25 protein-coding genes are annotated in these 25,564 nt (G+C 73.3%); 12 read left to right on the top strand and 13 right to left on the bottom strand.

The annotated features are described in order from the left end of the window. Nucleotides 1-184: 184 nt before the first annotated feature. Entirely contained in the window at nucleotides 185-1,225 is a 1,041-nt protein-coding gene (locus ACF09C_RS25365; protein ID WP_392094567.1) for an isopenicillin N synthase family dioxygenase, read from the top strand. Nucleotides 1,226-1,332: 107 nt separating this feature from the next. Here the strand turns inward: ACF09C_RS25365 and ACF09C_RS25360 are convergent, their stop codons facing one another. Continuing rightward, nucleotides 1,333-2,442 carry a citrate synthase 2 gene (locus tag ACF09C_RS25360; protein WP_384506863.1) on the bottom strand — a complete coding sequence of 370 codons (1,110 nt, stop codon included), beginning with the start codon at nucleotides 2,440-2,442 and terminating at the stop codon, nucleotides 1,333-1,335. 266 nt (nucleotides 2,443-2,708) lie between these two features. Here ACF09C_RS25360 and pdxH point away from each other — a divergent pair, with 266 nt between their 5' ends. Next, entirely contained in the window at nucleotides 2,709-3,356 is a 648-nt protein-coding gene (gene pdxH / locus ACF09C_RS25355) for a pyridoxamine 5'-phosphate oxidase (RefSeq protein WP_392094967.1), read from the top strand. Here pdxH and ACF09C_RS25350 read toward each other — a convergent pair. Next, complete coding sequence (locus tag ACF09C_RS25350) at nucleotides 3,348-4,226, bottom strand: winged helix-turn-helix transcriptional regulator (protein ID WP_392094566.1); 879 nt, start codon at nucleotides 4,224-4,226, stop codon at nucleotides 3,348-3,350. The two genes, pdxH and ACF09C_RS25350, sit on opposite strands and share 9 nt — an antisense overlap. A 145-nt stretch (nucleotides 4,227-4,371) precedes the next feature. Here ACF09C_RS25350 and ACF09C_RS25345 point away from each other — a divergent pair, with 145 nt between their 5' ends. The 3 genes from ACF09C_RS25345 to ACF09C_RS25335 are packed head-to-tail and all read left to right on the top strand — an operon-like array spanning nucleotide 4,372 to nucleotide 7,083. Further along, nucleotides 4,372-5,175: an ABC transporter permease gene (locus tag ACF09C_RS25345; RefSeq protein WP_392094564.1), complete on the top strand. Its 804-nt coding sequence runs from the start codon at nucleotides 4,372-4,374 to the stop codon at nucleotides 5,173-5,175. A 1-nt stretch (nucleotide 5,176) separates the two neighbouring features. Beyond that, nucleotides 5,177-6,160 (top strand): ABC transporter ATP-binding protein, encoded by a 984-nt coding sequence (locus ACF09C_RS25340; protein ID WP_392094562.1) that lies wholly within the window; start codon nucleotides 5,177-5,179, stop codon nucleotides 6,158-6,160. Beyond that, complete coding sequence (locus ACF09C_RS25335; protein WP_392094561.1) at nucleotides 6,157-7,083, top strand: ABC transporter permease; 927 nt, start codon at nucleotides 6,157-6,159, stop codon at nucleotides 7,081-7,083. The genes ACF09C_RS25340 and ACF09C_RS25335 overlap by 4 nt, the downstream gene beginning before the upstream one ends. 16 nt (nucleotides 7,084-7,099) lie before the next feature. On the opposite strand, the gene ACF09C_RS25330 is transcribed toward ACF09C_RS25335, so the two are convergent. Beyond that, nucleotides 7,100-8,074 (bottom strand): esterase/lipase family protein, encoded by a 975-nt coding sequence (locus tag ACF09C_RS25330; protein WP_392094559.1) that lies wholly within the window; start codon nucleotides 8,072-8,074, stop codon nucleotides 7,100-7,102. 459 nt (nucleotides 8,075-8,533) lie between these two features. Here ACF09C_RS25330 and ACF09C_RS25325 point away from each other — a divergent pair, with 459 nt between their 5' ends. Further along, nucleotides 8,534-9,748, top strand: a complete 1,215-nt coding sequence (locus ACF09C_RS25325; protein WP_392094558.1) for a helix-turn-helix domain-containing protein — start codon at nucleotides 8,534-8,536, stop codon at nucleotides 9,746-9,748. A 394-nt stretch (nucleotides 9,749-10,142) separates the two neighbouring features. Then, nucleotides 10,143-11,501: a PAS domain-containing protein gene (locus ACF09C_RS25320; RefSeq protein ID WP_392094557.1), complete on the top strand. Its 1,359-nt coding sequence runs from the start codon at nucleotides 10,143-10,145 to the stop codon at nucleotides 11,499-11,501. Between the two features lie 20 nt (nucleotides 11,502-11,521). Here the strand turns inward: ACF09C_RS25320 and ACF09C_RS25315 are convergent, their stop codons facing one another. The 4 genes from ACF09C_RS25315 to ACF09C_RS25300 are packed head-to-tail and all read right to left on the bottom strand — an operon-like array spanning nucleotide 11,522 to nucleotide 15,079. Then, complete coding sequence (locus tag ACF09C_RS25315; protein WP_392094555.1) at nucleotides 11,522-12,724, bottom strand: ABC transporter permease; 1,203 nt, start codon at nucleotides 12,722-12,724, stop codon at nucleotides 11,522-11,524. Beyond that, the gene (locus ACF09C_RS25310; protein WP_392094965.1) at nucleotides 12,721-13,500 is read right to left on the bottom strand and encodes an ABC transporter ATP-binding protein; all 780 of its coding nucleotides are present in this window, start codon (nucleotides 13,498-13,500) and stop codon (nucleotides 12,721-12,723) included. Before ACF09C_RS25310 ends, ACF09C_RS25315 begins: the two co-directional genes overlap by 4 nt. Nucleotides 13,501-13,502: 2 nt before the next feature. Then, nucleotides 13,503-14,564, bottom strand: coding sequence for an efflux RND transporter periplasmic adaptor subunit (locus ACF09C_RS25305; protein WP_392094553.1), 1,062 nt, complete (start codon nucleotides 14,562-14,564; stop codon nucleotides 13,503-13,505). Beyond that, complete coding sequence (locus ACF09C_RS25300) at nucleotides 14,561-15,079, bottom strand: hypothetical protein (RefSeq protein WP_392094551.1); 519 nt, start codon at nucleotides 15,077-15,079, stop codon at nucleotides 14,561-14,563. The genes ACF09C_RS25305 and ACF09C_RS25300 overlap by 4 nt, the downstream gene beginning before the upstream one ends. Nucleotides 15,080-15,167: 88 nt before the next feature. Between ACF09C_RS25300 and ACF09C_RS25295 the strand changes: the two genes are divergently transcribed. Together ACF09C_RS25295 and ACF09C_RS25290 are read left to right on the top strand one after the other, a co-directional pair. Further along, nucleotides 15,168-15,827 carry a response regulator transcription factor gene (locus tag ACF09C_RS25295; RefSeq protein WP_392094550.1) on the top strand — a complete coding sequence of 220 codons (660 nt, stop codon included), beginning with the start codon at nucleotides 15,168-15,170 and terminating at the stop codon, nucleotides 15,825-15,827. Further along, the gene (locus tag ACF09C_RS25290; protein WP_392094548.1) at nucleotides 15,824-17,026 is read left to right on the top strand and encodes a sensor histidine kinase; all 1,203 of its coding nucleotides are present in this window, start codon (nucleotides 15,824-15,826) and stop codon (nucleotides 17,024-17,026) included. The genes ACF09C_RS25295 and ACF09C_RS25290 overlap by 4 nt, the downstream gene beginning before the upstream one ends. A 45-nt stretch (nucleotides 17,027-17,071) precedes the next feature. Here the strand turns inward: ACF09C_RS25290 and ACF09C_RS25285 are convergent, their stop codons facing one another. Further along, the gene (locus ACF09C_RS25285) at nucleotides 17,072-17,839 is read right to left on the bottom strand and encodes an SIS domain-containing protein (RefSeq protein WP_362411667.1); all 768 of its coding nucleotides are present in this window, start codon (nucleotides 17,837-17,839) and stop codon (nucleotides 17,072-17,074) included. A 160-nt stretch (nucleotides 17,840-17,999) separates the two neighbouring features. Here ACF09C_RS25285 and ACF09C_RS25280 point away from each other — a divergent pair, with 160 nt between their 5' ends. Together ACF09C_RS25280 and ACF09C_RS25275 are read left to right on the top strand one after the other, a co-directional pair. Continuing rightward, nucleotides 18,000-18,692, top strand: a complete 693-nt coding sequence (locus ACF09C_RS25280) for a metal-dependent transcriptional regulator (RefSeq protein WP_362411670.1) — start codon at nucleotides 18,000-18,002, stop codon at nucleotides 18,690-18,692. A 526-nt stretch (nucleotides 18,693-19,218) separates the two neighbouring features. Beyond that, a complete protein-coding gene (locus ACF09C_RS25275) occupies nucleotides 19,219-20,079 on the top strand; it encodes an alpha/beta fold hydrolase (RefSeq protein ID WP_392094546.1) in 861 nt (286 codons plus the stop codon). Nucleotides 20,080-20,101: 22 nt separating this feature from the next. On the opposite strand, the gene ACF09C_RS25270 is transcribed toward ACF09C_RS25275, so the two are convergent. After that, on the bottom strand, nucleotides 20,102-21,340 hold the full coding sequence (locus ACF09C_RS25270) for a serine hydrolase domain-containing protein (RefSeq protein WP_392094544.1): 1,239 nt from the start codon (nucleotides 21,338-21,340) through the stop codon (nucleotides 20,102-20,104). 333 nt (nucleotides 21,341-21,673) lie between these two features. Between ACF09C_RS25270 and ACF09C_RS25265 the strand changes: the two genes are divergently transcribed. Continuing rightward, nucleotides 21,674-21,850, top strand: a complete 177-nt coding sequence (locus tag ACF09C_RS25265) for a hypothetical protein (protein ID WP_362411679.1) — start codon at nucleotides 21,674-21,676, stop codon at nucleotides 21,848-21,850. Nucleotides 21,851-21,883: 33 nt separating this feature from the next. On the opposite strand, the gene ACF09C_RS25260 is transcribed toward ACF09C_RS25265, so the two are convergent. The 4 genes from ACF09C_RS25260 to ACF09C_RS25245 all read right to left on the bottom strand — a co-directional run bounded on the left by ACF09C_RS25260 (nucleotide 21,884) and on the right by ACF09C_RS25245 (nucleotide 25,539). After that, nucleotides 21,884-22,981 carry a sensor histidine kinase gene (locus tag ACF09C_RS25260; RefSeq protein ID WP_392094542.1) on the bottom strand — a complete coding sequence of 366 codons (1,098 nt, stop codon included), beginning with the start codon at nucleotides 22,979-22,981 and terminating at the stop codon, nucleotides 21,884-21,886. Continuing rightward, nucleotides 22,974-23,726, bottom strand: a complete 753-nt coding sequence (locus ACF09C_RS25255; protein ID WP_392094540.1) for a response regulator transcription factor — start codon at nucleotides 23,724-23,726, stop codon at nucleotides 22,974-22,976. Before ACF09C_RS25255 ends, ACF09C_RS25260 begins: the two co-directional genes overlap by 8 nt. Nucleotides 23,727-23,784: 58 nt before the next feature. Continuing rightward, nucleotides 23,785-24,537, bottom strand: a complete 753-nt coding sequence (locus ACF09C_RS25250; RefSeq protein ID WP_392094538.1) for a VanZ family protein — start codon at nucleotides 24,535-24,537, stop codon at nucleotides 23,785-23,787. A 117-nt stretch (nucleotides 24,538-24,654) separates the two neighbouring features. Beyond that, on the bottom strand, nucleotides 24,655-25,539 hold the full coding sequence (locus ACF09C_RS25245) for an arginase family protein (RefSeq protein WP_392094536.1): 885 nt from the start codon (nucleotides 25,537-25,539) through the stop codon (nucleotides 24,655-24,657). Nucleotides 25,540-25,564: the final 25 nt, after the last annotated feature.

Raw genomic sequence — 25,564 nt, 5'->3', positions numbered from 1 at the left:
TCCCGCAGTACGCTGGTCGCATGCTTTCGCTCGTACGCCGCCGCCACGTGGACTTCGTCCGCGTCACGAGCATGGGCTGTCGGCGCTCCGCCTGACCTCGAAGCCCTCTCTCACTTCAGGCACCCGCGCCCCCGCCCCACCCCTGGCGGCGCGCCCGGGCCCGTACACCCCGCGGACGCACACCATGACCCACAGCACGTACTCCTCGCAGCTCCCGATCGTCGACCTCGCCGCCGCCGACCGCGGCCCCCAGGCCCGGCGGCTCCTCCACGCCCAGCTGCACTCCGCCGCCCACGACGTGGGCTTCTTCCAGCTCGTCGGGCACGGCGTCACCGAGGCCGAGACCCAGGCGCTGACCTCCGCGATGAAGGCGTTCTTCGCCCTCCCGGAGGCCGACCGGCTCGCGCTGGACACCACCAACTCGCCGCACTTCCGCGGCTACACCCGCATCGGCGACGAACGCACCGGCGGCTCCCGCGACTGGCGGGACCAGCTCGACATCGGCGCCGAGCGCCCCGCGCGCGTGCCCGGCCCGGGCGAGGCCCCCTACTGGTGGCTGCAGGGCCCCAACCAGTGGCCCGCGGCCCTCCCGGAGCTGCGCCTGGCCGCGCTGAACTGGGTCGAGCGGCTCAGCGGGGTCGCCGAGCGGCTGCTGCACGAGCTGCTCGCCTCCATCGGGGCGCCCGCCGGCTTCTACGACGACGTGTTCGGCGACCGGGCCCACCCGCACCTGAAGCTGGTGCGCTACCCCGGCAGCGCGGGCGACGGGGCCGACCAGGGCGTCGGCGCGCACAAGGACTACGGCTTCCTGACGCTGCTCCTCCAGGACCACGTCGGCGGCCTGCAGGTGGAGCGCGAGGACGGTCTGTTCCACGACGTCCCGCCGCTGCCGGGCGCGTTCGTCGTGAACCTCGGGGAGCTGCTCGAAGTGGCCACGAACGGCTATCTGCTCGCCACCAACCACCGGGTGGTCTCGCCGCCCGCGGCGACGGAGCGCTTCTCCGTGCCGTTCTTCTACAACCCGCGGCTCGACGCCCGGATCGCCCCGCTGACGTTCCCGTACGCCTCGACGGCGCCCGGCGTGACGACCGACCCGGCGAACCCGCTGTTCGCCGAGTACGGCCGCAACGAGCTGAAGGGCAAGCTGCGCGCCCACCCGCTGGCCGCGGCCCGCCACCACGCGGACCTGCTGCTCACGGACGCGCGCCCGCTCACGGCCGCGTAAGGCCTTCGGGACGGCGGAGGACCCGTTCGGGGCGCCGGAGGACCCGGGGCCGCTGTGCGGGCCGCCCCGGGTCCTCCGTGCTTCTTCTGGTGTCCGGACCTGCCGCGTCAGCCCGCGAACGACGCCAGGTCGGCGTAGCCCGCGATCTCGCGCGGGTCGCGCTGGCCCGGGCCGGTGTACCGGGCGCTCGGGCGGACCAGGCGGCCCGTGCGCTTCTGCTCCAGGATGTGCGCCGACCAGCCGGCCGTACGGGCGCAGCTGAACATCGACGTGAACATGTGCGCCGGGACCTCGGCGAAGTCGAGCACGATCGCCGCCCAGAACTCGACGTTCGTCGCGAGGACGCGGTCGGGACGGCGGTTGTGCAGCTCCTCCAGAGCCGCCTTCTCCAGCGCCTCGGCGACCTCGAACCGGGGCGCGGCCAGCTCCTTCGCCGTACGGCGGAGCACGCGGGCGCGCGGGTCCTCGGCGCGGTAGACGCGGTGGCCGAAGCCCATCAGCCGCTCGCCCTGGTCCAGGGCCTTCTTCACGTACGCGGTGGCGTCGCCGGTCCGCTCGATCTCCTCGATCATGCCGAGGACGCGGGACGGGGCGCCGCCGTGCAGCGGCCCGGACATGGCGCCCACGGCCCCGGAGAGCGCGGCGGCCACGTCGGCGCCGGTGGAGGCGATGACGCGGGCGGTGAACGTGGAGGCGTTCATGCCGTGCTCGGCGGCCGAGGTCCAGTACGCGTCGACGGCCTTGACGTGCTTCGGGTCGGGCTCGCCGCGCCAGCGGATCATGAACCGCTCGACGACCGACTGCGCCTTGTCGATCTCGCTCTGCGGCACCATCGGCAGGCCCTGGCCGCGCGCCGACTGGGCGACGTACGACAGCGCCATGACGGCGGCGCGCGCGAGGTCGTCGCGGGCCTGCTCGGCGTCGATGTCGAGGAGCGGCTTGAGGCCCCAGACCGGGGCGAGCATGGCGAGCGCGGACTGCACGTCGACGCGGATGTCGCCGGAGTGGACCGGGATCGGGAAGGGCTCGGCCGGCGGCAGACCGGGGTCGAACGCGCCGTCGACGAGCAGGCCCCAGACGTTGCCGAACGAGACGTGACCGACGAGATCCTCGATGTCGACGCCGCGGTACCGAAGAGCGCCGCCCTCCTTGTCGGGTTCGGCGATCTCCGTCTCGAACGCGACGACTCCCTCGAGCCCGGGTACGAAGTCGGACATCAGGCGGCTCCTCTATCGATGATCAATCATCCAGCGGTGGGCGGGGACCTGTCGGTCGGGACCTTCGGGGACCGTCGGGGGACCTTTGGTCGGGAAGCAACAGTCATCCAGCCGAAGAGTCTGTACGGTTCCGATGATGCGGGGAAGCGTGACATCCGGCACACTGCGCCGATCCGGCGACGCAGGGTTAACGGCCCGCGATGCCGGGCAGACTGCGCCTCTGCGGCAGGATGAACCCTGTGACCGACGCTCTCGATCCCGCCGACATGCGCGAGCAGTACCGCACCACGGAGCTGACTGTGGCCGACCTCGCCCCCGAACCGATCGAACAGTTCACGCGCTGGTTCAAGGCCGTCGCGACGAGCCCGGCGATCCACGAGCCGAACGCCATGATCGTCTCGACCGCGACGCCCGACGGCCGGCCGTCCTCCCGCACGGTGCTCCTGAAGCACTACGACGAGGCGGGCTTCGTCTTCTACACGAACTACAACTCCCGCAAGGGCGGCGAGTTGGCGGCCAATCCGTACGTCTCGCTGCTCTTCCCCTGGCACCCGCTGGCCCGCCAGGTCATCGTCACGGGCCGGGCGGTCCGCACCGGTCGCGACGAGACCGTCGCGTACTTCCGCACCCGCCCGCACGGCTCCCAGCTGGGCGCCTGGGCGAGCCACCAGTCCTCGGTGATCGCCTCCCGCGAGGAGCTGCTGGCCCGCTACGAGGAGCTGGCCGCCCGCTACCCGGCGGACGAGCAGGTGCCGGTGCCGCCGGAGTGGGGCGGCTTCCGGGTCGTCCCCGACACGGTGGAGTTCTGGCAGGGGCACGAGAACCGGCTGCACGACCGGCTGCGGTACGTGCGGGAAGAGGACGACGGCTCCGGCGACGAGGGCGTGTGGCGGGTGGAGCGCCTCTCACCCTGACAGCTTCGTCGCCTCGCCCAGGGCCGTCTCGACGGCGTGCGCGATGTCCGTGACGGGGAACTGGACGTGCCGCACGGTCCGCTCCCGGTCCAGGACGAGCACCGCGCGCTTGAGCCGGAGCGCCTGGCCCGCGCGGAAGGTCGGCAGCCGGAGCGCCGCCGCGAGCCGGGCGTCCATGTCGGAGAGCAGCGGGAACGGGATCTCCTCGGCGGCGGCGAAGGCCCGCTGTTCGTCGGGGCGCTGGGTCGAGACGCCGTGGACGGCGATCCCGGCGGCCGTGAACGCGTCGTACGCGTCTCTGAACAGCCGGTTCTCCAGGGTGCAGCCGACCGTGCCGGGGATGTCGTTCCAGCCCTCGGGCAGCGGGCTCGGCCGCCCGGTCGCGGGGTAGCAGAAGAGCACGGTGGCGGTGGCGTCCGGGTCCACCGGATCGCGTTCGGTGCCGGTGTGCGCCGGCAGGGTCAGCCGCGGCAGCCGGGTGCCGGGCAGCTCGTGGACGCGCAGGGCCTCGGCGCTGTGGCCGTCGGCGGAGGCGGTGAGGCTCCCGTCGCCGAGCAGCCAGCGGTCGGACCAGTCCTGGAGGGCGACCAGGACGGGGAGCAGGGCGCGCCCCGAGGCGCTGAGCCGGTACTCGTACCGCACCGGCCCCTCCTGGTACGGGACGCGGTCGAGCACGCCGCTGTCGACGAGCTGGCCGAGGCGCTCGGTGAGGACCTTGCGGGAGATGCCCAGCTCGGCCTGGAGCTCGTCGAAGCGGTGCCGGCCGCGCGCGGTCTCCCGGACGAGCAGCAGGCTCCACCAGTCGCCGACGACGGCGGCGGCCTGGGCGATCGCGCAGGCGGCATCCCGCTCGGGCACGGCTCGGACCATGCGCTCCTCCTTGGGATCTTTCGGACGGGGACCCGGTCCATCTTGCGGCACCGGGTGAGTTCCCGATAGAAACTCATTGTAAGTTTCCAAAAGAGACCCACTCCGTACCAGGGTGTGCGGGGGTCTCGGGGAGGGGGGAACCCGCATGTCCACAGCCTGGGCGACCGCATGGCGCACCTGGCAGACGACCCGTCGCGCCTATCCGTGGACGTACGCCGTCGGTACGGTCCTGCCGGCCGCGCTCGCCATCGGGGTCGCGTACCTCGGCTACCACGCCATCGGCGGCGGAGCCGTCGCCGCCGACTTCACCGAGGGCAGCGGGACCACCGCCTATCTCGCCTACATCGTCGTCGGCGCGACCGCCTTCCAGTTCACCGTCCGGCTCATCCTCTGGTCCGCGAAGGCGCTCATCACCGAGCAGCGCCAGGGCACCCTCGGAGCCCTCCTCGTCGCCCCCGCGCGCCGCTTCCCGTACCTCGCCGGCTTCACCGCCTTCGCGGTCCTCAGCAGCCTGGTGGAGTTCCTCGCGCTGGGCGTCGTCGTCGCCCTGCTCGGCATCTCCGTGCCGGTGGCCTCGGCGGCCGGAGTGCTGGCCGGCGCCCTCGCACTGATCGGCGCGGTCTTCGCCCTCTCGGTCGGGCTCGGCGGACTGATGATCGCCGCCGGGGAGGCGCACATCTCGCAGAACACCGTCTTCATCGTGCTCGGCCTGGTCGGCGGCTTCACCTTCCCGCGCGCCTACCTGCCGGAACCGGTCCAGTGGTTCGCCGAACTGCTGCCGACGACCGCGGCGACGGACGTTCTGCACGCGGCGACCACCGGGGCGGGCGCGCTGCCCGAGCTGCTGCCGCGGCTCGCGGTGTGCGCGCTGCTGAGCGGTGCCTACCTGCTCCTGGGCCTGATGTACCTGCCGCGGGCCGAGGCCCGCGCGATCGAGAGGAACTACTGACATGACGGGTACGACGGGCATCCAGGTCCGCTCCCTGCACAAGGACTTCCCCGTGCGCACCAAGGGCGTCTTCGGCGCCCGGGACGTCAAGCGGGCGGTCGCCGGCCTCGACCTCGACATCCCGCCCGGCCGGATCACCGGCCTCCTCGGCCTCAACGGCGCGGGCAAGACCACCACCATCAAGATCCTCGCCACCCTGCTGCGCCCGACCTCCGGCACGGTCACGGTCGACGGCCTCGACACGGTCGCCGACGCCCGGGCCGTACGCCGCCGGATCAACCTCATCGCGGGCGGCGAGCGCATGGTCTACACCCGGATGACCGGCCGGGAGAACCTCTGGTACTTCGGCCAGCTCTACGACGTCCCCAAGCGCGAACTGTCCTCCCGCATCGACGAGTTGCTGAGTACGGTCGGACTGACGGACGCGGCCGACACCGTCGTCGAGCGGTACTCGCGCGGCATGACCCAGCGCCTCGCCATCGCCCGCGGCCTGATCAACCGGCCCGCGTACCTGCTCCTCGACGAGCCCACCCTCGGCCTGGACGCCCCGATCGCCCGCGACCTGCGCCGAGTCGTGGCCCGGCTGGCGGCGGAGGGCACGGGCGTCCTCCTCACCTCGCACTACCTCGCCGAGGTCGAGGAGCTGTGCGGCCATGTGTACGTGATCTCGGCAGGCCGCCACCTCGCGGCCGGCAGCCCGGCGGAGCTGAAGGCGGCGACCGGCAGCCACCGCACGATCCGCCTGACGGTGACGAACCCGGGGGAGGCGACGGCGGCGGTGGCGACGCGGTTCGGCGCGACCCGGGAACCCCTGCCCGGGGGCGGCGAGCTGCTGACGCTCCGCCACCCGGACGACATGGCGGGCCCGTTGGCGGCCGCGATCGTCGGGGCGGGCGGCTCGATCGGCGGTCTGGAGATCGCGGAGGCGAGCCTGGAGGACGCGATCCTGGCGCTGGCGGAGGCGGGGGAGGGGGCGCTCGTATGACCACGCGACACCACACGCCGACCACCGCAGGGACCGATGCGCCGCCGAACGCCCGGACCGGCGATCCGGCCGATGCGCGGACCGGCACGCCGTCCCGCGCGGTGGCCCACGCCGTCCGCGTCCTCGCCGCGGAGACCCTGAAGCAGCACCGCCGGCTCTTCGGTCAGCCGCTCGTCGTCTTCTCGATGCTGGTCTGGCCGGTCCTGCAACTGGCCACCACCTACTACACCCTGCGCCCGCTCGCCACGGCCTCTCCGGCCGCCGCGAACTGGCCGGTGGCGGCCGACCCGGAGCGGCTCCTCGCGTTCCTGGCCACCGGGACGCTCGCGTACGCCTTCTTCTTCTCACTCGTCCAGAGCGCCTGGCACTTCTCCTTCGAGCGCTCCACCGGCACCCTGGAGCTCCTCTTCCTCTCCCCGGCGGGCCGCCTGACCCTCATGGTCGCCAACGGCGCCGGGGCCCTGCTCCAGAACGCCTGGCTGCTCACCTGCTTCACCGTCGCCGCGCTCACCGGCTTCGGGGCGCTGTCGGTGTCGGCGTGGTGGATGTACGGGATCGTCTTCCTGGCGCTGCTGGTCCCGGCGGTCGCGTGGGGCACGTTCCTCAACAGCCTGCTGGTCTTCTCGCGGGACTCGGCCTTCCTGTACACGATCCTCGACGAGCCGCTCTGGTTCGTGTCGGGCGTCCGCCTGCCGAACTTCGCCCTGCCGGTGGCGATCCAGGTGGTGGGAGCGGTCTTCCCGCTCACCGGCAGCCTGATCGCGGTGCGCGGCGCGCTCCTGGAGCACCGCACCCTGACGGAGCTGACCCCGCCGCTCCTGGGCCTGGGCGCGCTGAGCGCGTTCCTGCTCGCCGTGTCGGCGGTGATCCTCCGCGTGGGCGAGGCCAGGTCCCAGCGCACCGGCAAGCTGTCGCTGGCGTAGGACCTGGCCTCCGTGCTCAGCAGGCGGGGCGCTGGGCGTGGGCCGGGTCGAGGGCGTTGAGGACCAGCCGGCCGGAGACGTCGTGGTAGTTGATGTCGAGGTGCTCGGTGAAGGCCAACGGACAGAAGTCCTGGACCCGCTGGTTGACGACGTTGGGCCCGGGGGCGAGGAAGGACGAGGTGTACGGCGTGACGACCTCGTCGTACCAGGTGGCGATCACCGTGTAGGAGACGCCGGGGTGGGTCTCGCCGCCGGCGTTGAGCTCCCTGAGGAAGTCGGAGCCGGTGACTTGTTGGGCGCACGCGGTGCAGGCGAGGCCGAGGAGCGACTCGCCGCCGGGGAAGGCGCGGGCGAGCAGGCCCAGACCCCACAGCGAGGTGCCGTGGTTGGTGGGGGACAGGGCCACCAGGCGCCCGACCTTCCCCGCTCCGTCAAGGTGCTTGATGTAGTACCGCGGCATCACTCCCCCCTGGGAGTGGCCCACGAGGTCGACCTCGGCGGCCCCGGTCGCGGCCCGCACCTCGTCGACGAACTCCGCCAGCCGCGCGGCCGACGTGGGGATGTCCCCGGTACCCATCAGGGGACCCGGGCCTCCGCCGTAGTTGAGGGCGAAGACGCAGTACCCCTGGCCCTTCAGCTTCGGGGCCAGGCCCGCCCAGTTGGCGTACCGGTTCTCGAAGGTGCCGTGCACCAGGACGACCGGACGCGGATGAGCGGCGCTCGGGCGGCAGCTCCAGTCGTTCGCGCCGGTGGGGACGGCGTCCGGGTGGAGCAGCGAGTATCCGAGGGCGGCGAGGAAGCCGTCCTGGGGCGGCCCGACCGGGTCGGTGGCCGCCTGCGCGGGCACCGTTTCCGCGGCGGCCTTCGCGGGGGTCGCGTGCGCGGCCCCGGCCCCGGTCAGGCCGAGGCAGGCCGCGGTGGCGAGACCGGTGAGGGCGGCGGTCAGAACACGCGGGCGGCGCGGCGGGCGTCCCGTCCGGAAGATGCGCATGGTGAATCTCCTCTGTCGTGCTCGGTGGGGGAGCGCCGGAGAGGCCCGTAACACTTCGTCACAAGGACGGGACACGGAAGCTACCGGCGCGTAACGTCTGGTCCACAGTGGCGCCGGGCGAGCGAGCCGTACCAGCGGGAGCCGGAGCCGGTTCCGGAAGATGTCACGGCCGTGACAGCTTTCCGGTGCTCGGTCTCACAGCCGTCAGCGCCCACGCTTCACAGCGCGCCGGTCTGCCACCCAGCCCCCGGCCCCGACGAGGCAGGCCCGGCCGCCCGAGACCCGCGCCGTCGCGACCGACCGCTCAGCCCTCCGCGCCACCAGCCACCGCAGACCATGCCCGAGTGCCCCGCCCGCCCCTGCCGCCCAGCGCCCGAGTGCCCTGCCCGCCCCCGCCGCCCAGCGCCCGAGTGCCCTGCCCAGACCCCCACCGCCCCCCCCCGAGACGGAGAACCCGCGATGGCGTCACCCGCCGACACCTTCTCCCGCCGGCCCTGGCACGAACTCCCCGCCGTGCTCGCCGAACTGATCCGCCCCCGGATCGATGCGATCGTCGCGGAGATGGGCCAGGCGATCCGCTCCGAGGTGCCCGCATACCGCCGCCCCCTCGACTCCGCCGTCGGCCGCGACCTCACCGAGGCGATCCGCCGGGCCCTGTGGCACTTCGCCGAGCTGATCGAGAACCCCGACAGCCGCCAGGACCACCACAGCGGCCACTTCCGCCACCTTGGCAGGATCGAGTACCTCAACGGTCGCACCACCGACTCCATCCAGGCCGCCTTCCGGGTCGGCGCGCGCGTCGGCAGCCGTCGCTACGCCGAGATCCTTCAGGAGGCGGCACTGCCCCCACAGCTCGTCGTGCCGCTCCACGAGGCGGTCCTCGTCCACATCAACGCCCTCTCCAACGAGGCCGTCAAGGGCTTCATCGCCGCCCAGCTCCGCTCCGAGGGCGAGACGCGGCGCGCCCGCCGCGTCCTCGCCGAGCGCCTCCTGGACCAACCCCGGGGCGAGACGCCGGCCGGCCACGACCGCGCCGCGCTCGGCCCGCTCGCCGAACGGGCCCACTGGCCGCTGCCGGCCACGGTCGCCTGCGTCGTCGTCCGCTCGGCGGGCCGGCTCACGGTGCCCGGTGCGGAGGACCGGCTGCTCACCGTCGTTCGAGGCAACGACGCCGTACTGCTCGTGCCCGAACCGGAGACCAGCGGGCTGCTCGACCGGATCGGGGACGCGGCCCGGGGCCGGGCCGCCGTCGCGGGCCCCACCATCGACCTGCCGGAGGCGTGGCTCTCGCTGCTGGGCGCACGCCTCGTCCTGGACGATCGCGCGCCGGCTCCGGGTGATCCCCTGGTACGCGCCGACGACGACCTCGCGCGGCTCCACCTGCTGCGCGGCGCGCCGATCGGCCGTCTCCTGAGGCGCCGCGTCCTCGACGCCTTCGAGGGACTGCCGGTCGGCCGGGCGGCCCGGCTGGCCGAGACCCTCGACGCCCTGCCCACGTCGTGGGGGCGCACCGCGCCGGAGGTGGCGCAGTCCCTCGGTATCCATCCCCAGACGGCACGCCAGCGGCTGCGCCGGCTCGACGCCCTCTTCGGCGACCGGCTGAACGACCCCCGCTTCCGCTTCGAGGCGCTGCTCGCGCTGCGCACCCGGGCCCTGGAGCCGGGCGAGGGCTGACGCGCGGGGAGAACGCAGGCGACCCGTGGGCCTTGGTCCCGTCCGCTCGAGTTCGGACGAGAGCCGGCCGGACTTACCGGCGGCCCACGGGTCGGGTGACTGCTTGGAAATCGGCAGAAGACCTGCCGGTGCGCACAGAGTGCGACGGCAGGCCTTAGCCCGCAGTCACCTCACGAGTCCGAAAAGAAACCATTTTTTCGGATCACCTCCTTTCGCGTGTGCCTCCACACTAGGAACCCCGCCGCGGAGGCTCAAGCGATTTATCTCGCCCCGCCCGTTCGTTTCCGGGACGCAACGTTTTCATGGAACCGGGTGTGTTCTGCGTCACGTTCCAGTTGAATGATCGGAGGCGTGCGGGTGCACGCGCGTACACCGTCCTGCAGGGGGTGCCGGGATGAGTGCAGCCAGGGGTGGGACCACGTCCGTGCCGGGGGAGGATCTGCTCGCCGCGCTCCTCGACGGGATGGACGCGGCGCTCTGTGCCTTCGACGCGCTGGGGACCGTCACGCACTGGAACAAGGAGGCCGAGCGGATCCTCGGCTGGTCGGCCGGAGAGGCCGTCGGGCGGCGCGGGTTCGACGGGTGGGCGGCGCGGCCCGCCGACGCGGCCGAGGCGCTCGGGCGGCTGATGGCCGCGATGGACGCGCCGGGCCGTCTTGTCCACGAGATCGCGCTGGTGCGCAAGGACGGCGGGCGGGTCCTCGTGCGGACGCAGTCGGCCGGGGTGCGCGGCGCGGACGGCAAGCCCGCCGGGGTGTACTGCGCGTTCAGCGAGGTGCACACGCAGATCGACCTGGAGCGCTCGATCGCGCTGAGCGAGGCGCTCTTCGAGGAGGCGTCCTGGGGCGTCGTCCTCGTCGACGTGGACCTGCGCCCGGCCGTCGTCAACGGGTACGCGGCCCGGGCGATGCGCGCGGGGCGGACGAGTCTGCTCGGCCGGCCGCTCGGGGAGGTCGTCGAGCAGGGCCTGGAGGAGCTGGAGTCGGCCCTGGAGCACGTGCTCGCGGAGGGCGCGCCGAAGGCGCCCGCCGAGGTGTGGGTGACCCTGCGGACGGCCGACGGCACGCGCCGCCGGTGCTGGCGCAGCGGGTTCGTACGCCTCGCGTCGCCGCTCGCGGAGGAGCCGGTGCCGCTGGGCGTGGGCTGGCTGTTCCAGGACGTCACCGAGGAAAGGCTCGCCGAGCAGGAGGCGGACCGGCTGCGGTTCCGGTACAGCCAGCTGCACCGCGCGGGCGTGGTCGCCGCCGAGTGCGAGGACCCGAGGGAGGCGGCGACGGTCCTCCTCGACTTCGCCCTCGCGGGCTTCGCCGACCACGCCCTGGTCGACGTCGCGGCCGGGGAGCGGCGGCTCGTGCGGATGGCGACGACCCCGGCGGGCGAGCCGGGGCCGGTGGTGCCGGTCGCGGGCGGGGGCATCCCGCTGCGCTACCCGTCGGGCCACCCGGTCTTCCAGGCCCTCTCCCGTACGGGACCGGTGCGGGCGTCCGCGACCGCGGCCGCCGGGTCCCAGGCCGCCGAGGACTGGGCGACCGAGCGGCTCTGGCCGTGCGACGCCCGCCACGCCCTGTGCCTGCCCCTGCGCAGCCGGGGCAGGACGGTGGGCGCCGTGACGTTCCTGCGCTCCGCGTCCCGTACCCCCTTCGAGCGCCCGGACGCGATCTTCGCGGAGGCCGTGGCCGTACGGGTCGCGGCCTCGCTCGACCTCGCGGCGGCGCTGGCGGGGGGCAAGGGGGGCGGCGCCCCTTCCCGCTGAGGGCCGCCGCCCTTGCCTCCCTAGGCGGCGTGCAGCGCCAGCGTCGGGGAGAGCCTGGACGCCCGTACCGCCGGGTAGAGGCCCGCCACCGTGCCGATCACCAGCGTCGCGCCGAACCCGCCGCCCACCGCCCACGGCGGCACCACCCACGGCAGGCCGCCCGTGTACGCGTACACGCCCGTCGCCGCGCCGCCGAGCGCCACGCCCGCCACGCCGCCGAGGCCCGACAGCATCAGGGACTCCGTGACGAACTGGATCCTGATCTGGCCCCTGGTCGCGCCCAACGAGCGGCGCAGGCCGATCTCGTGGCGGCGCTCAAGAACCGAGATGATCATGGTGTTCGCCACGCCCACCCCGCCCACGAGCAGCGCGATCCCGCCGAGGCCGAGCAGCAGCGTGGAGAAGGCCCCCTCGGTCGCCGCCTTCGCCTGGAGCGCCGCCGACGGGTCGCCGACCGACACGTTCTGCGGGTTCTCCGGGTCGATCGTCGGGGCGAGCAGCCGCTGCACGTCCCGTACGGACGCGTCGGTGGACCGCTCGTACACCGCCGTCGGGTGCCCGTCGAAGCCCAGCAGCTTCTGCGCGCCCTCCCAGCCGACCAGCGCGGCGCGCTCGATCTCGGGCGCGAGCGGCAGCGGGTCGAGGATGCCGACGACCGTGAAGTACCGGTCGTCGATCCAGACCTGCCGGCCGGGCTCGGTGATGCCGAGTCGTTCGGCCGCGACATGGCCCAACACCACGGACGGATAACGGCCGTTGGCGGCGTTCAGCCAGGTGCCGGACGCGATGCCGCCGCGCAGGGCGGCGAGCAGCCGTTCCGTGGCGGCCTTGACGGCGATCCCGCCCGTCTCGCCCTCGGGGATCTTCTCGGAGCGCCGTACCGTGCGGTCGAGGTCGGCGGTGGCGCCGACCTCCTCGACGCCCTCGATGCGGCCGACCATCCCGACCGCGTCCTTGGGCAGTTTGACCTCCTGCCCGCTGAACATCCCCTCGCCCGGCTTGGCCACCAGCATGTTCGTCCCGAGCGCGTCGAGCTGCCGCATCAACTGGGCCTGGCTGGAGGCCGAGATACCCACCACCGCGATCATGGTGGCGATCCCGATGGCGATGCCGAGCGCCGAGAGCACCACCCGCACGGGCCGGCTGCGCAGCCCGGCGGAACCGACGTGCAGCACGTCCCGCGGCCCGAGCCGCGCGGCCTTCAGGCCCCGCCGCGCCCTCACGCCGCGACCTTTCCGTGTGCCGTGTCGGCGACGACCCGTCCGTCGCGGATCCGGACCTGGCGTGGCAGCCGGCCGGCGATCTCCGTGTCGTGGGTGATGACGGCGATCGTCGAGCCCTGCCCGTTGAGTTCGTGCAGCAGCTCCATCACCGCCTGCCCCGACGCCGAGTCGAGCGCGCCCGTCGGCTCGTCGGCCAGCAGCAGGTCGGGTTCGCCGACCACCGCGCGGGCGATGGCCACGCGCTGCTTCTGGCCGCCCGACAGCTCGTGCGGGCGGTGTTTCGTCCGGTCGGCGAGCCCGACGCGGGCGAGCGCCTCCGCGGCCATCGCGCGCCGCCGCGCCCGGGGGAGCCCCGAGTACAGCAGCCCCTCGGCGACGTTCTCCAGGGCTCCGACCCCGGGCACCAGGTGGAAGGCCTGGAACACGAAGCCGATGTGGCGCGCGCGCAGGGCGGACAGCCGGCGGTCCGTCAGCGCGGCCACGTCGTGGCCGGCGATCTCCACGGTCCCGGCGCTGGGCCGGTCCAGGGTGCCGACGATGTGCAGCAGCGTGGACTTGCCGGACCCGGAAGGGCCGACGATGCCGAGCAGTTCGCCGGCGTGGACGGTGAGATCCACGCCGTCGAGCGCCCGGACGCCGCCCGCGTACTCCTTGGTGACCCCGGAGAGCCTGACGACGGCAGCCGCCACCGCCCCGGCACCCGTGCCTGCACCGGCCCCGGCGCCCGTACCGGCCCCGGCGCCCGTGCCCGTGCCCGTACTCCTGCCCGTACTCATGCTCATACGGACGGCACCCCGACCTTCATGCCCTCGCGCAGCCCGTCCCCGCTGATCTCCACCCGGCCCTGGCCGAACATCCCGAGCTCGACCCGGACGTCCCGGGTCCGCCCGCCGCTCTCGACGAGCTGGACGCCGAAGCCGCCGCCGGGCAGCGCGAGCAGCGCGTTGACGGGCACGGACAGCACGCTCCTCCGGGTCTCCCCGGTGAGGTCGACGGTGACCGGGGACTGGTCCACGCCCGTGACCTTGCCCGGCGCGTCGAAGGAGACGGTGATGTCGATCTTCGGGGTGCGGTCCTGCGGGTCGTCGCCCGACGAGGCGGTCTTCCCCACCGAGGACACCTTGCCGGGCGCGCTCGTCCCGTCCGGGAGCTGCACCGTCACCCGCGTCCCGGTCTTCGCCGAACCGGCCTCCGAGACCGGGATCTTGAACCGTACGACCCGCTCGGAGCCGGTCACGGTGAGCACCGGACGGCCGGGCCCCACCTGGTCGCCGGTCGCGGCGCCCGCCTCCTTGACGCGTACGGCGCTCCCGGCGAAGGCGATCGCGTCGGGGCCGATGGTCCCGGTCTGCTTCTGGTCGTGCGACTTCTGCCAGCGTTTCACGGCGGCGGCGGTCTTCTCCGTGTACTCCTCGTCGACGGTGAACCCGGCGTACCCGAGGGCGGCCAGGTTCTCCTCCAGCTGCCGGACGTCCTTGCCCTTGTCGCCGGTCTTCAGGGTCCGGTACATGGGCTCGGCGCCGTACATCAGCCGGACGGGCCTGCCGTCGACCTCGTACAGCCGCCCGTCGCGGGCGACGGTCGAGCCGGTCGGGGCGATCCGGGTGAGGATCCCGGAGGGCCCGGCGTTGATCTTCCGCTCGCCGAGGTAGCCGAGCGTGCCGTCCTGCTGGGAGCTGTCGCTCAGGTCGCCCCGGGTGATCGGGGCCGTCGCGGGCGGCTTCCTCGACTCGGTCGCGGGCCCGCGCTCCTCGGGGGCGGCGAGCGCGGTCACCGCGACCCCGGCGCCCGCGACGACGACGATCGTCGCCAGGGCGGCGACGAGCTTGCGCCGGCTCATCGCGACACGCTCTCGCAGGCCTTGTTGGCCTTCTCGAACTTCTTCGCCTGCTCGCCCTGCGGTATCGGCCGCGCCGCCGTCATCCCGCCCTCGCCGAACGTCGGGTCCGGCATGTCGAAGCCGTTCTTCCGCATGCACTGGGCGTACTTGATCATCTTGTCCTTGTCGGCCTGGGTCAGCTCCTTGCCCATGCCGGCGCCGCCCTTGCCCTGACAGGCCTTGAACGCCTTCTCCATCTTCTCCTTCGACATGCCGTCGCCGCCGATGGTCAGCCCGACACCCTCCTCGCCAGGCTTGGGCTCGGGCACGTCGAGGCCCTGCTCGCGCAGGCACTTGCGGTGCTCCAGGGCCTGGTCGGCCTTCTTCCCCTCGTCGCTCACGCTCTCCGCGCCGCCGCCGGCCTTCGCACCGTCCCCGCCGCCGGTGCAGGCGGCGGTGGTCAGCAGGCAGAGCGCGGCGAGGGAGGCGACGGCGGCCAGCTGGAAGGTCTCTCGAGTACGTCCGGTGATCGTCATGGGCGGCAGCCTGCGCGCGGGAGGGGTTTCGTTTCTCTTAGCGGATCGGTTTACGGAGACGAAAGCCCCGGTCGGATAGACAGGGGCCATGCGTGTACTGGTGGTGGAGGACGAGGCGTTTCTCGCCGAGATGATCGCCGAGGGGCTGCGCCGCGACGCGCTCGCCGTGGACGTCGCGGGCGACGGCCTCGAAGCCCTGCGGAAGCTTCAGTTCGGGGAGTACGACGTGATGGTCCTCGACCGTGACCTGCCCGGCATGCACGGCGACGACGTCTGCCGCCGCGTGGTCGACCAGCGCCTGATGACCCGGGTCCTGATGCTCACGGCCGCCGGAACGGTACGGGACCGGGTCGAGGGGCTCGGCCTCGGCGCCGACGACTACCTCACCAAGCCCTTCGCTTACGACGAACTGCTCGCCCGCGTCCTGGCCCTCGGCCGGCGCGCCCGGCCCGCGCTGCCGCCCGTCCTGGAACGGGCCGGGATCGTCCTCGACACCGCCCGCCGCCAGGCGAGCCGCGACGGGCGGCACCTGCACCTGTCGCGCAAGGAGTTCGCGGTCCTGGAGGCGCTGCTGCGCGCCGAGGGGGCCGTGGTGAGCGGTGAGGACCTGATCGAGCAGGTCTGGGAGGAGCACACGAGCTACCGCACCAACGCGGTACGGGTGACCCTGAGCAAGCTCCGCGCGAAGCTCGGCGAGCCGCCCGTGGTGGAGACGGTGCCCGGCGCGGGCTACCGGATCGCGTCATGAGGGCGGGTCTCAGGGCAGCGGCCACGAAGGTCATGGGCGGCGAACGGGCCCGCCTCACGGCCCTCTACGGCGGGCTGCTCCTGCTCGCGGGCGCGCTGCTCACGGGGGTCGTGTACTTCCTGGTGAAGGAGGGCCTGTACTCCTCGATCAGCACGGCCATGACGACCGCGGTGCCCGCGCAGCGCCTCCAGGACCTGCCGGCCGCCGCCTCGCCGAGCCCCGCCTGGGGGGAGGCCACGCCCACGGTGCCGACCCGGGGCCTGGCCATCACGAGGACGCTGAGCGACGCGGCCGAGAGCGCCGCGCTCGAACGCCTCCTGACGATCTCCCTGCTCGTCCTCGCCGCGTACGCGATCCTCTCCGTGGCGCTCGCCTGGTGGATGGCGGGCCGGGTGCTGCGCCCGGTCGCCGTGATCACGGACACGGCCCGCCGCCTCTCCGGGGAGAACCTGCACGAGAGGATCGCCCTCGACGGGCCGCCGGGCGAGCTGAAGTGCCTCGCGGACACCTTCGACGAGATGCTCGGGCGCATGGAGCGGCTCGTCTCGGCCCAGCAGCGGTTCGCGGCGAACGCGGCGCACGAGCTGCGGACCCCGGTCGCCGTGCAGCGGGCGGCCGCCGAGATCGGCCTCGCGGGCGACCCGGGACCGGAGCGGGTGGCCCGGATCCGGGAGAAGCTGATCGAGGTCGCCGGCACCAGCGAGCGGACCATCGAGGGACTGCTGCTGCTCGCCTCCTGCGACCAGGGGCTGAAGGAGCGGCGCCCGGTCGCGGTGAACGAGGTGGCGGAGCGGGCGACGCAGGAGCTGGCCGCGGAGGCGGCGGAGCGCGGGATCGACGTCGTGGTCGACGCCCGGCCCCTGACGGTGTGGGGCGACGCGGCGCTCCTGGAGCGTCTCGCGCACAACCTGGTGGCGAACGCCGTCCGGCACAACGTCCAGGGCGGGCGCGTCGAGGTCCGTACGGGCCCCGACGGCATCCGGGTCACGAACACCGGCCCGGTCGTCCCGCCCGAGACCGTCCCCCTCCTCTTCGAGCCCTTCCGCCGCCTCTCCGCCCGCACCCAGGCCCCGGGCGAGGGCGTGGGCCTCGGCCTGTCGATCGTCGACTCCATCGCCCGCGCCCACGGCGCCACCCCGACCGCGACCGCCAACCCGGAGGGCGGCGGCCTGACGGTCGGGGTGCGGTTCGACCACTGAGGGTCGGTACGGCCAGGACGCGTCGGTCAGGCCCGGACGTGTCGGTCAGTGCCGGAAGAAGATCCGGTCGCGGTACTCCGTCATCACGCGGCCGTTCCACTCGTGGCCGCCGTCGACGTTGCCCGAGCGGAGCAGGGGCGGTTCGATGCCCAGGCGGACCAGTTCCTCCGCCGCCGCGGCCATGGTGGCCTGCATCAGGGCGCTGGTGACGACCGTCGAGGCCGGGGCGAAGGGTGCCTCGATGCCCTCGTGGGTCAGCTCGGCGTCGCCGACCGCGATCCGCGAGTCGAGGACGATGTCGCAGTGGTCCTTCAGGTACGTCCCCGAGACGTGCCGGGACTTCGTCTCCGTCGCGTACGCCACCGAGGTGACCCCGATCACCGTCAGGCCCAGGGCGCGGGCGTTCATCGCCATCTCGACGGGCAGTGCGTTGCGGCCGGAGAGGGAGATGATGATCAGGACGTCGCCGGCCTTGGCGGGCGAGGAGTCGAGCACCGCGCCCGCGAGGCCGTCCACGCGCTCCAGGGCGGAGCCGAGAGTGGCGGGCATGACGTCGACGCCGACGACCCCGGGGACGGCCAGCAGGTTCATGAGGGCGAGGCCGCCGGCCCGGTAGACGACGTCCTGGGCGGCCAGGGAGGAGTGGCCGGCGCCGAAGGCGAAGAGCCGGCCGCCGGCCGCCACGGTCTCTGCGATCGCGGTCCCCGCGGCGGCGATCTCCTCGGAGTCCTGGTCGCGGACCTGCTGCAGCAGGCCGATCGCGGCATCGAAGAACTGCCCTGCCAGCTTGGACTCGCGCGCGCTGTCGCCCATTGCGGAAGCTCCTTGTCGTCGTGTCGCGGATCACCGTGCGGTCTGGACCATTGCTCTGTCAATACCGTCTTTGCCCGGCGTTTCCCCCGCGCGGCACGGTTGTCGGTGGGATGCGTCAGAATTGGTGCAGGGCCAGCGCACGACTCATCGAGGGGCACGTATGTCCGGACTGATCGACACCACGGAGATGTATCTCCGCACCATCCTCGAGCTCGAAGAGGAAGGCGTGGTCCCCATGCGCGCCCGGATCGCGGAGCGGCTCGACCAGAGCGGCCCCACGGTCAGCCAGACGGTGGCCCGGATGGAGCGGGACGGTCTGGTGGCCGTCGCCACCGACCGGCACCTGGAGCTGACCGACGAGGGCCGCCGCCTGGCGACGCGCGTGATGCGCAAGCACCGCCTGGCCGAGTGTCTCCTCGTCGACGTGATCGGCCTGGAGTGGGAGCAGGTCCACGCGGAGGCCTGCCGCTGGGAGCACGTCATGAGCGAGGCCGTCGAGCGGCGCGTTCTGGAGCTGCTCCGGCACCCGACGGAGTCGCCGTACGGCAACCCGATCCCGGGCCTCGAGGAGCTGGGCGAGAAGGCCGAGGCGGAGTCCTTCCTGGACGACTCCATGGTGTCGCTCGCCGACCTGGACGCGGGCGCGGACGGCAAGACGGTGATCGTGCGCCGGATCGGCGAGCCGATCCAGACGGACGCCCAGCTGATGTACACGCTGCGGCGGGCGGGCGTGCAGCCCGGCTCGGTCGTGAGCGTGACGGAGTCGGCGGGCGGTGTCCTGGTCGGCAGCAGCGGTGAGGCGGCCGAGCTGGACGCGGAGGTCGCGGCGCACGTCTTCGTGGCGAAGCGCTAGCGGGGTCCGGCGGGCCCCGCAGGCCCCCGGAAGGCCCCGAAGGCGCCTGCGGCAGGCCTCCGTAGGCTCCGCGGGCAGGCCCCCGAAGGCGCCCGTGGAGGGGGCTCGCGCGCCCTCGGCGGGCCCCCGTCACATGCCCCGGCCCGTTTTACGGCGGAATCGCCACGCCCACGCCCCTCGGCGTGCCACGCTGGGTTCGGTTCACACAGGACCGGGAGGGGTGGGTGCGATGGAGTCGTCGGGGGCGGTGCCTCAGCAGACAAGGAGCCCCGGCGCCCATGGGCGCCGGGGCCTGTCCTCCCCTGTGCTGACCCGGAGCCCCGAGCTCCCAGGGTCATTCCCCTCGGACCGTTTTCCCCGAGCGGTCCGCCTCCCGCTGAAGATCTCCCCTCGGCGACGCGCGTCAATCCTTGAGCGTGGTCACTCGAACGAGGGGTGTTACGTGGCAGATCCTCATTTTCGAATACGGGTTCGATAGTCTGGCGGGGCTCGACACGCTCGATGGAAAGAGGGGGTGCCAGGGAACATGGTGCGACGTCTCGACGTCACCGGGGCCGACGGCGTACGCCTGGCTGCCTGGGAGTTCACGGAAGAGCATTCACCGCCCGCCGGGACGGCCGGCTCCGGGGTGTTACTGCTGCACGGCCTGATGGGGAGCGCCTCGCACTGGGCCCCCACCGCCCGCTGGCTGGCCGGGCGCCATCGGGTCGTCGCCCTCGACCAGCGCGGTCACGGCCGGAGCGAGAAGCCCGCCACCGGACCCTTCACGCGCGAGGCGTACGTCGCGGACGCGGCGGCCGCCGTCGAGCAGCTGGGCCTCGGCCCCGTCACCCTCGTCGGGCACTCCATGGGAGCGCTGACCGCCTGGCAGCTCGCCGCCGAGCATCCCGACCTGGTCCGCGCGCTGGTCATCTGCGACATGCGCGCCTCGGCCCTCGGGGCCGCCTCCCAGCGCGAGTGGACGGACTGGTTCCGTCGCTGGCCGGTGCCCTTCGCCTCGCTCGACGCCGTACGGCAGTGGTTCGGCGAGGCCGACCCGTGGGTCGAGCGGCCGAACCCGGCACGCGGCGAGTTCTTCGCCGAGGTGATGACCGAGCGCCCCGACGGCTGGTACCCGGTCTTCGACCCGGCCCAGATGCTGACCTCCCGCGAGACCTGGGTCCACGACGCCCACTGGGACTCGCTCGCCCAGGTCCGCTGCCCCACGCTCGTGGTCCGCGGCCTGGACGGCGAGCTGGGCCGGGCCGAGGCCCAGGAGATGGTCCGGGTCCTCCCGCGCGGGGCGTACGCCGAGATCCCGGACGCCGGCCACCTCCTGCACTACGACCACCCGGACGCCTGGCGCACGGCGATCGAGCCGTTCCTCGAAGGCGTCCTCACCTCCTAGTCTCCGGATTCACGCCTCCGGTTCAGCGCGTGGGGAGCAGGGCGGGTGCCGCCACGCGCGGGGGTACGGGCCGGTCGTAGACGTTGTCCGGCGTCACGACCTCGGTGATCGCGCGGGCGACCAGCGAACTGGGCTCCTGGCCCTGGCTGGTGATGTCGGTGTTGAGCATCAGCACCAGGGTGGCCTTCAGTTTCGGCAGGTAGACGGTCACGGTCTCGTACCCCGGGATGGAGCCGTTGTGCCCGATCCAGCCGCCGCTGTTCATGATGCCGAGGCCGTAGGCGGTGCCGGGGAAGCCGGTGGGCAGGAACTTCAGCCGCTGCGCCTGGGTCTGCGGGCTGAGCAGCTCGCCGGTGGCGAGGATCCTCGCCCAGCGGCGCAGATCCTCCAGGTTGGAGATCATCGCCCCGGCCGCCCAGGCCCAGCTGGGGTTCCAGTCGGTGGAGTCGGTGACCTGGCCGCTCAGCGTCTGGTTGGTGTAGCCGCGCGGGTGCGGCTCGGGGAACTCGGGGCCCTCCGGCAGCAGCGTGTGCCGCAGCTTGGCCGGGCGGAGCACGCGCTTCTCCAGGAAGTCGACGAGCCGGTGCCCGCTGACCTTCTCCACCACCAGGCCGAGCAGGATCAGGTTGCTGTTGGAGTACTGGAACTGGGCGCCCGGCGCGAAGGTGTTCTTGTGCGTGTAGCCGTACGAGAGCACCTCGTACGGGGTGAAGGTGCGGCTCGGGTCGGACAGCAGGTCGTGCTGGAAGTCCGCGTCGTCGGTGTAAGGGAAGAGTCCGCTGCGCATCTCGGCGAGGTGGCGCAGCGTGATCTTCCAGCCGTTGGGGACTCCCGCGATGTACTTGGCGATCGGGTCGTCGAGCTTGATCCTGCCGTCGTCGACGAGCTTGAGGAGCGCGGTGACCGTGAAGGTCTTGGTCTCGCTGCCGATCCGTACGAAGACGTCGGTGGACATCGGCTCGCCGGTGACCTTGTCGGCGACGCCGGTCGCCCGGACATAGCGCCCCTTGCCGGGCATCCACAGCCCGACGACGAGGCCGGGGATCCCGGCCTGTACGCGGACGTCCTCGATGGTCCTGTCCAGTCGGGCGGTCAGCTCGGGCCCGAAGCCACCGGAGGGGCCAGGGCCCGCGTCGGAAGCGGGGGCCGCGTGGTCGGCCGGTACGGCCGTGGCCGGGGCGGTGGCCACCGGGGCGAGGACGGACGCCACGAGCAGCGCTGCGGCGAACAGTCGGCGTCGACGGGCGGGGGTACGGCGCATGGCGGGCGTCTCTTCCAGTTCGGGATCCGAGAGTCGGCATCCGAGGCTCGGGATCCGAGAGTCGGCATCCGAGGCTCGGGATTCAGGGGTCCGGATTCCGGGGGGTCGGGATCCGGAACGCCAACGTGACCCGCGCGCCCCCACCCACACGCCTTCCTCGCCCCGCCGCCCCGGTGAGTCCACTCGTTCGGTCCCGGCCGGGGAAGGGGGAGCCCGCGTGCTCCGGCCGCCCGGCAAGGACGGATGCGCCCCAACACCCCATTCCCTGAACGGGTGTTCGCGCGATACGTTCACGGCACCTTCACACCGCACCACCCACGGGAGGACACCCCCATGAAGAAGACCCTCGCCACGACCGCCGCCCTCGCGCTCGCCGCACTGGCCGCCGCGGCCGTCGTCGGCCTCGCCGGCCAGGGATCCGACGGCGCCGACCGGGCGAGCAACCGGGAGACCGGCACGGTCAAGCTCGGAAAGGCGGCGGGCGACAAGAAGGTCGAGGTCATCAAGTAGCGGCGGCCGTCCGCCGTACTCCGGTCGGCCCGCCTACGCCGTTCCGGGGAGCCGGACGGTGACGACGAGGCCGCCGGTGGGGCGCGGGGCGAGGTCGAGGGTGCCGTCGTGGGCGCGGACGACGCTCTGCACGATGGCCAGACCGAGGCCGACACCGGCGTGCTCCTCGGCCGCCCGCGGGTCGCGGGCGCGTTCCGCCCCGCGCTGGAACGGCTCGACGAGGGTCGGTACCAATTCCGCCGGGAGCACGGGACCCGTGTTCTCCACGCGCAGCACGCTCGCGTCGCCGTCCGGTTCGGTATGGACCGTGACGGTACCGGCCCTGCCGGCGGGCAGGTTGTGGACGACGGCGTTCTGGACGAGGTTCGTGACCATCCGCAGCAGGAGCTCCGCGGAGCCACTGGTCAAGGTCGCTCCGCCCGTGACGTCGAGCGTGATCCCGCGCCGTTCGGCGAGCGGAAGCAGGGTCTCGGCGGCTTCCTCGGCGACGAGGGAGAGATCGACGTCCTCGCGGGTGAAGGTCCTGCGGTCGCTGCGGCTGAGCAGCAGGAGCGCCTCGGTGAGGTCGATCGCCCGCGAGTTGACGGTCTGCAGGCGCCGCAGGAGTTCGTCCCGGTCCCGCGTCGGGTCCTCGCGGGCGACGTCGAGCAGGGTCCGCGAGATCGCCAGCGGGGTGCGCAGCTCGTGGGAGGCGTTCGCGGCGAACCGGCGCTGCTCGGCCACGTGCGACTCCAGTTGGCCGAGCATCGAGTCGAACGCGTCGGAGAGTTCACGGAACTCGTCCCGGCGGCCCTCCATGTGGATCCGGTGGGACAGCGACCCGCTCCCGGCCAGGCGCGCCGCGGCCGTGATCCGCGTGAGCGGCGCGAGCATCCGGCCGGCGAGGAGCCAGCCCCCGACGAGGCCGAACACGAGCAGGAACGCCATCGCCGCGGCGGCGGCGGGCGCGAAGGTGCGCACGAGGAGGTAGCGGTTGGGCGAGATCCCCAGGAGGCCCTGGTCCTTGTCGGGTACGTAGCGCAGGATGAACACCCACACCACGGCCAGGAGCAGGGCGCCCGCGACGGCGAGGAACCCGGCGTAGGAGAGGGTGAGCTTCAGCCGGACGCTGAGCCCGGGCCGCCTAACCATGCGCACGATCACCCCGGGACCCGGACCCGCCCCCGGACCGGAAGCCGCCCCCGCCGCCGGACCGCGAGCCGCCCCCGCTCCCGCCGCCGGTGTCGATGCGGTAGCCGACCCCCGCCACGGTGGCGATGATCCACGGCTCTCCGAGTCGTTTGCGCAGCGCGGAGACGGTGATGCGTACGGCGTTGGTGAGCGGGTCGGCGTTCTCGTCCCAGGCCCGTTCCAGCAGCTCCTCCGCGCTGACGACCCCGCCCTCGGCGGCGACGAGGACTTCGAGCACGGCGAACTGCTTACGGGTGAGGGCCACGTACCGGCCGTCGCGGAAGACCTCCCGGCGGAACGGGTCGAGCCGCAGCCCCGCGATCTCGCGGACCGGGGGCCGGGCGTGTGCGCGCCTGCGGTCGAGCGCCCTGAGCCGCAGGACGAGCTCCCGCAGGTCGAACGGTTTGGTCAGGTAGTCGTCGGCGCCCAGCTCGAACCCGGAGGCCTTGTCGTCGATCCGGTCGGCGGCGGTCAGCATGAGGATGGGGATGCCGCTGCCGGAGGCGACGATGTGCCGGGCGACCTCGTCGCCCGAGGGGCCGGGGATGTCGCGGTCGAGGACGGCGAGGTCGTAGGAGTGGACGCCGAGCAGCGCCAGGGCGGTCTCGCCGTCACCGGCGATGTCGGCGGCGATCGCCTCGAGGCGCAGACCGTCACGGACGGCTTCCGCCAGGTAGGGCTCGTCCTCGACGATCAGTACGCGCATGCCCGCAGCCTAAGCAGCGGTACATATCGCCGCCGTATGCGCCGCGACCCGCCCCTACTCACCCCGCCGCCGCCGGTACGGGCCGTCGCGGCGGCTCCGGCGGCACCGGCGGCTCCGGCGGCTCCGGCGGCTCCGGCGGCTCCGACGGCGCCCGGGTGCGCCACCAGCGCCGCGACGCGAGCCCGGCCAGGACGGCCCCGGTGGCGTTGACCAGGACGTCGTCGACGGAGGACACACGGTCGAGCTGGAAGACGTACTGCGCGGTCTCGACCAGGACCGAGCAGCCCGCCCCGAGCGCCAGGATCCGCGGTACGGACGCCAGGGCGGCGAACCGCATCGGGGCGAAGAACGCCAGCGACGCGAAGACCAGCAGGTTGCCGACGATCCCGAGCGACCCCATCGTGACGAGGTCCCGCAGCGGCACCAGGCTCACCCGGGCGGGAACGACACCGGCCCCGCCGCCCGGCATCAGGGTCATCCCCAGGAACGGCAGCGTCCCGTGCGCCATGCCCACCTCGGCCAGCGACCACCGCCACGCCGAGCGCCGGTCGACGCCGCGGGCCCGCCGCAGGCGAGCCAGCGCCCACACCAGGGCCAGGGACAAGGGCACGGCGACCAGGGTCATGAGCACCAGGCCGTTGAACGTGTCGTAGCAGCCGTGCCACCGCCCGGCCCGGCACGCCGGGGCGGCCATCATGAGCGGCCCGCGCACGACGAACAGCCCACTCGCGAGACCGAGGACGCCGAGGCCGACGAGCACGGTCCTGAGCGTGCGGCGGCCTGGACGGGACGGGGAGGAGCCATGATTCATGCCCCCATGAGAAACGGAGGCCGGTTGCGACGCCGTCTGCGCTTTTCGATACGCCCGCGATACGCCCGCATACACCCCGCGATACGCGATGTACGGGACCCACACCGCATACGGGACTCACTCCGCCAGGACCCGCCGCAGGCACTCGGCGAGGCGGGCGGCGAGGGCGCCGGTCGGGTCGAGCCGGGGGTTGAAGATCGTGACGTCGAGTCCGACGGCGTGTCCGTCGGAGAGCGCGGCGGTGAGCACGTCCTCCAGCTCCGACCAGGTCAGACCGCCGGGCTGGCGGTAGTCCACGGCCGGCATGATCGAGTCGTCGAGCACGTCCACGTCGAGGTGGACCCAGAACCCGTCCACCTCGGCCCCGGTGAGTCGCCGGAGCGCGCCCCGCGCCGCGTCGGCGGCGCTCGCCGCGCGGACGTCGTCCAGGTCCAGGGCGTACAGCTCCGCCGGCAGCGGCTGCATCCCGTCGGCGGCGGACTCGGCGGCGTCCCGGTAGCCGAACACGACGACGTCCTCGTCCCGCACCAACGGCACCCGGCCCTCCAGGTCGGTCAGCAGCCGGGGACCACGCCCGGTGGCGATGGCCAGCTCCATCGAGGCCACCTCGCCGCTCGGCTCGGCCTCGGGCTGGTAGAAGTCGGTGTGCCCGTCCAGGAAGAGCAGCCCGTACCGCCCCTGGCGCCGGAGGGCCAGCAGATTGCCCAGCAGGATGCTGCAGTCCCCGCCGAGCACCAGCGGAAACCGCCCCCGGTCGAGGACCCCGCCCACGGCATCGGCCAGCAGCACGGAGTACCGCGCGATCCCGTCCGGGTTCAGCACCCCGGTCGCCGCGTCCCGCCGGGGGTCGTACACGGGCGCCCTCACCCGCTCCGCCCGCAGGCTCCCGGCGATCCGGCGAAGACCGGCGTCCATCAGCGCCTGCGGCAGTTCCTGCACCCCGGACGGCCACAGCCCGAGCGGGGAGGGTGCCTCGACGATCGCCACCTCGACGGCTGCCATACGTCCATGGTGGCGCAGACGGCCG

Source organism: Streptomyces sp. NPDC014870 (assembly GCF_043081505.1).
Lineage (GTDB): Bacteria > Actinomycetota > Actinomycetes > Streptomycetales > Streptomycetaceae > Streptomyces.
The sequence above is the reverse complement of the archived record's forward strand: the minus strand, read 5'-3'. Positions and strand labels throughout refer to the sequence as shown.

Excerpts from the sequence above, each read along its gene's own strand:
- ACF09C_RS25255 (WP_392094540.1), bottom strand. The coding sequence starts at position 23,726 with ATGCGCGTACTGATCGTCGAGGACGAGCCCTACCTGGCGGAAGCCGTC.
- ACF09C_RS25345 (WP_392094564.1), top strand. The coding sequence starts at position 4,372 with ATGTCCACAGCCTGGGCGACCGCATGGCGCACCTGGCAGACGACCCGT.
- ACF09C_RS25250 (WP_392094538.1), bottom strand. The coding sequence starts at position 24,537 with ATGAATCATGGCTCCTCCCCGTCCCGTCCAGGCCGCCGCACGCTCAGG.
- ACF09C_RS25280 (WP_362411670.1), top strand. The coding sequence starts at position 18,000 with ATGTCCGGACTGATCGACACCACGGAGATGTATCTCCGCACCATCCTC.
- ACF09C_RS25335 (WP_392094561.1), top strand. The coding sequence starts at position 6,157 with ATGACCACGCGACACCACACGCCGACCACCGCAGGGACCGATGCGCCG.
- ACF09C_RS25270 (WP_392094544.1), bottom strand. The coding sequence starts at position 21,340 with ATGCGCCGTACCCCCGCCCGTCGACGCCGACTGTTCGCCGCAGCGCTG.
- ACF09C_RS25330 (WP_392094559.1), bottom strand. The coding sequence starts at position 8,074 with ATGCGCATCTTCCGGACGGGACGCCCGCCGCGCCGCCCGCGTGTTCTG.
- ACF09C_RS25365 (WP_392094567.1), top strand. The coding sequence starts at position 185 with ATGACCCACAGCACGTACTCCTCGCAGCTCCCGATCGTCGACCTCGCC.
- ACF09C_RS25360 (WP_384506863.1), bottom strand. The coding sequence starts at position 2,442 with ATGTCCGACTTCGTACCCGGGCTCGAGGGAGTCGTCGCGTTCGAGACG.
- ACF09C_RS25340 (WP_392094562.1), top strand. The coding sequence starts at position 5,177 with ATGACGGGTACGACGGGCATCCAGGTCCGCTCCCTGCACAAGGACTTC.
- ACF09C_RS25310 (WP_392094965.1), bottom strand. The coding sequence starts at position 13,500 with ATGAGTACGGGCAGGAGTACGGGCACGGGCACGGGCGCCGGGGCCGGT.
- ACF09C_RS25275 (WP_392094546.1), top strand. The coding sequence starts at position 19,219 with ATGGTGCGACGTCTCGACGTCACCGGGGCCGACGGCGTACGCCTGGCT.
- ACF09C_RS25320 (WP_392094557.1), top strand. The coding sequence starts at position 10,143 with ATGAGTGCAGCCAGGGGTGGGACCACGTCCGTGCCGGGGGAGGATCTG.
- ACF09C_RS25245 (WP_392094536.1), bottom strand. The coding sequence starts at position 25,539 with ATGGCAGCCGTCGAGGTGGCGATCGTCGAGGCACCCTCCCCGCTCGGG.
- ACF09C_RS25325 (WP_392094558.1), top strand. The coding sequence starts at position 8,534 with ATGGCGTCACCCGCCGACACCTTCTCCCGCCGGCCCTGGCACGAACTC.
- ACF09C_RS25295 (WP_392094550.1), top strand. The coding sequence starts at position 15,168 with ATGCGTGTACTGGTGGTGGAGGACGAGGCGTTTCTCGCCGAGATGATC.
- ACF09C_RS25350 (WP_392094566.1), bottom strand. The coding sequence starts at position 4,226 with ATGGTCCGAGCCGTGCCCGAGCGGGATGCCGCCTGCGCGATCGCCCAG.
- pdxH (WP_392094967.1), top strand. The coding sequence starts at position 2,709 with ATGCGCGAGCAGTACCGCACCACGGAGCTGACTGTGGCCGACCTCGCC.
- ACF09C_RS25300 (WP_392094551.1), bottom strand. The coding sequence starts at position 15,079 with ATGACGATCACCGGACGTACTCGAGAGACCTTCCAGCTGGCCGCCGTC.
- ACF09C_RS25260 (WP_392094542.1), bottom strand. The coding sequence starts at position 22,981 with ATGGTTAGGCGGCCCGGGCTCAGCGTCCGGCTGAAGCTCACCCTCTCC.
- ACF09C_RS25285 (WP_362411667.1), bottom strand. The coding sequence starts at position 17,839 with ATGGGCGACAGCGCGCGCGAGTCCAAGCTGGCAGGGCAGTTCTTCGAT.
- ACF09C_RS25290 (WP_392094548.1), top strand. The coding sequence starts at position 15,824 with ATGAGGGCGGGTCTCAGGGCAGCGGCCACGAAGGTCATGGGCGGCGAA.
- ACF09C_RS25265 (WP_362411679.1), top strand. The coding sequence starts at position 21,674 with ATGAAGAAGACCCTCGCCACGACCGCCGCCCTCGCGCTCGCCGCACTG.
- ACF09C_RS25305 (WP_392094553.1), bottom strand. The coding sequence starts at position 14,564 with ATGAGCCGGCGCAAGCTCGTCGCCGCCCTGGCGACGATCGTCGTCGTC.